Genomic DNA, 1,936 nt, shown 5'->3' on the forward strand with positions numbered 1-1,936 from the left:
TGAAGGGGAGCTTCGTCCAGAGCTTGAAAATCTCAGATATCAATTAGGTTTAACTAATCAGGTCATCTTTCCTGGGGTTGTCCGTAATCCCTTTTCAGTCTTAAAACGGTCAGAATTATTTGTCTTGTCTTCCCGCTTTGAAGGGTTACCAGGGGTTTTAGTCGAAGCACTCGCTTGTGGACTCCCCGTTGTTTCAACAGATTGTCCTAGTGGTCCACGAGAAGTTATTCGTGATGGTGTAAATGGGATTTTGGTACCCAGTGAAAATAGGTTAGCCTTAGCTACAGCACTGGAGCGTTTAATATCCAATGAAGAAGAGCGTAAACGTCTAGCATCTTATGCTCCAAAAATTACAGAACAATTTGGTTTAGGAACAATAATAGAACGCTGGGAAACTTTATTTAGTAACGTTATAAGTCAGCAGTCAGCAGTCAGCAGTCAGCAGTCAGCTTTATGAATCACTGACAGCAGATCTAACAGGGATTAATTGAAAACTGGTTAAAGTATGATCGATAAAAGAATGATGGATACAAGGCATATCGCTTTTTTTCTACCGGCTCTTTATGACGGTGGCGCAGAACGGGTAACGGTTAACCTGCTCAAAGGGATGTTGGAAAAAGATGTCCAGTTGGATCTAGTTCTTGCCAGTGCTGACGGACCTTATCTAAGCCAAGTCCCTAAACAGGTGCGTCTAGTAAACTTGGCAGCCGGACGAGTTGTCAAAGCAATTCAACCCTTGTCACGTTACTTACAACAAAACAGACCTTCTGCCCTAGTGTCTCATCTGGCTCATGCTAACGTGATTGCTGTAGCAGCCAAAGAGTTAGCTCGTACCAAAACTCGATTAGTATTGGTAGAACACAACACTTTGTCAGCTTCTAAGTCTCAGTTAATGCGAGCTAAATTGGTGCCACCACTGATGAAATGGTTTTACCCTCGTGCTGATGAAATTGTCGGAGTTTCTCAAGCAGTAGCACGGGATTTGGAGTGTCAACTTGGTTTTGACCAAGGCAAAGTCAGAGAAATTTACAATCCAGTGGTTAATCATCAGCTAATCGCCAAATCAAAAATGCCTGTGAGCCATCCTTGGTTTCACAAAGACGCTCCTCCTGTGTTTTTGGCTGTTGGTAGATTATCACCTCAGAAAGATTTCTTGACTCTAATCCAAGGGTTTGCACGTTTAAGAAAAAAAATGATTGCTCGCCTGGTGATTTTAGGTGAAGGGGAATCCCGAGGCGAATTAGAGGCAACCATTAACAGGCTAGGAATTGCAGCGGATGTTTATATGCCAGGTTTTGTGGAGAATCCTTATGCATATATGAGTAAGGCGAATGCGTTGGTTTTGTCTTCTCGCTGGGAAGGGTTACCAACTGTGTTAATTGAAGCAATGGCATGTGGTTGCCAAGTAATTGCTACAGATTGTCCTAGTGGTCCAGCGGAAATTTTATCAGCAGGACAATATGGCATTTTAGTACCAGTAGGGGATTCAGCCGCTTTATCATTAGCTATGTTACAAGTACTTAGATCTCCATTAACTCAGGATAAATTAATGGAGCGGGCAAGGTACTTTTCTACTGAGCGAGCAGTTTCTGAGTATTTGGCTATCTTGAACTAAAGTCGTTAGTTAATTCAAAATTCAAAATTTAAAATTTAAAATTAATTTCAATTATCATAAATATCTTCTGGTGCTATAACATTCAAAAATAATTTGTGATAATTTTGGATCCAAATTTTACTACTCCCTCCCGACTCCCGACTCCCGACTCCCGACTCCCGACTCCCGACTCCCGACTCCCGACTCCCGACTCCCGACTCCCTACTCCCTACTCCCTATTCCCTTTTATTTATTCCCTGTTCCCTTTGCTATAGAGAGACTTATGTTAGCCACAGCTTACTTGGGACTAATCTTATGTATGTTCCTTACAGAAATAAAACG

At 42.0% G+C, this 1,936-nt stretch carries 3 protein-coding genes; all 3 read left to right on the forward strand.

Annotated elements, in window-relative coordinates:
* On the forward strand, window positions 1-457 hold a 457-nt coding region (locus tag F6K52_RS35795; protein ID WP_293089879.1), incomplete at its 5' end, for a glycosyltransferase.
* A gap of 63 nt (window positions 458-520) precedes the next feature.
* The gene (locus tag F6K52_RS35800) at window positions 521-1,615 is read left to right on the forward strand and encodes a glycosyltransferase (RefSeq protein ID WP_293089882.1); all 1,095 of its coding nucleotides are present in this window, start codon (window positions 521-523) and stop codon (window positions 1,613-1,615) included.
* A gap of 104 nt (window positions 1,616-1,719) precedes the next feature.
* Complete coding sequence (locus F6K52_RS35805) at window positions 1,720-1,869, forward strand: hypothetical protein (protein ID WP_293089884.1); 150 nt, start codon at window positions 1,720-1,722, stop codon at window positions 1,867-1,869.
* Window positions 1,870-1,936: the final 67 nt, after the last annotated feature.

The organism is Moorena sp. SIO3H5, assembly GCF_010692395.1.
Taxonomy (GTDB): Bacteria; Cyanobacteriota; Cyanobacteriia; order Cyanobacteriales; family Coleofasciculaceae; genus Moorena.

What these genes read in the sequence shown, in the direction of transcription:
- F6K52_RS35800 (WP_293089882.1), top strand. Translation starts at nt 521, where the DNA reads ATGATGGATACAAGGCATATCGCTTTTTTTCTACCGGCTCTTTATGAC.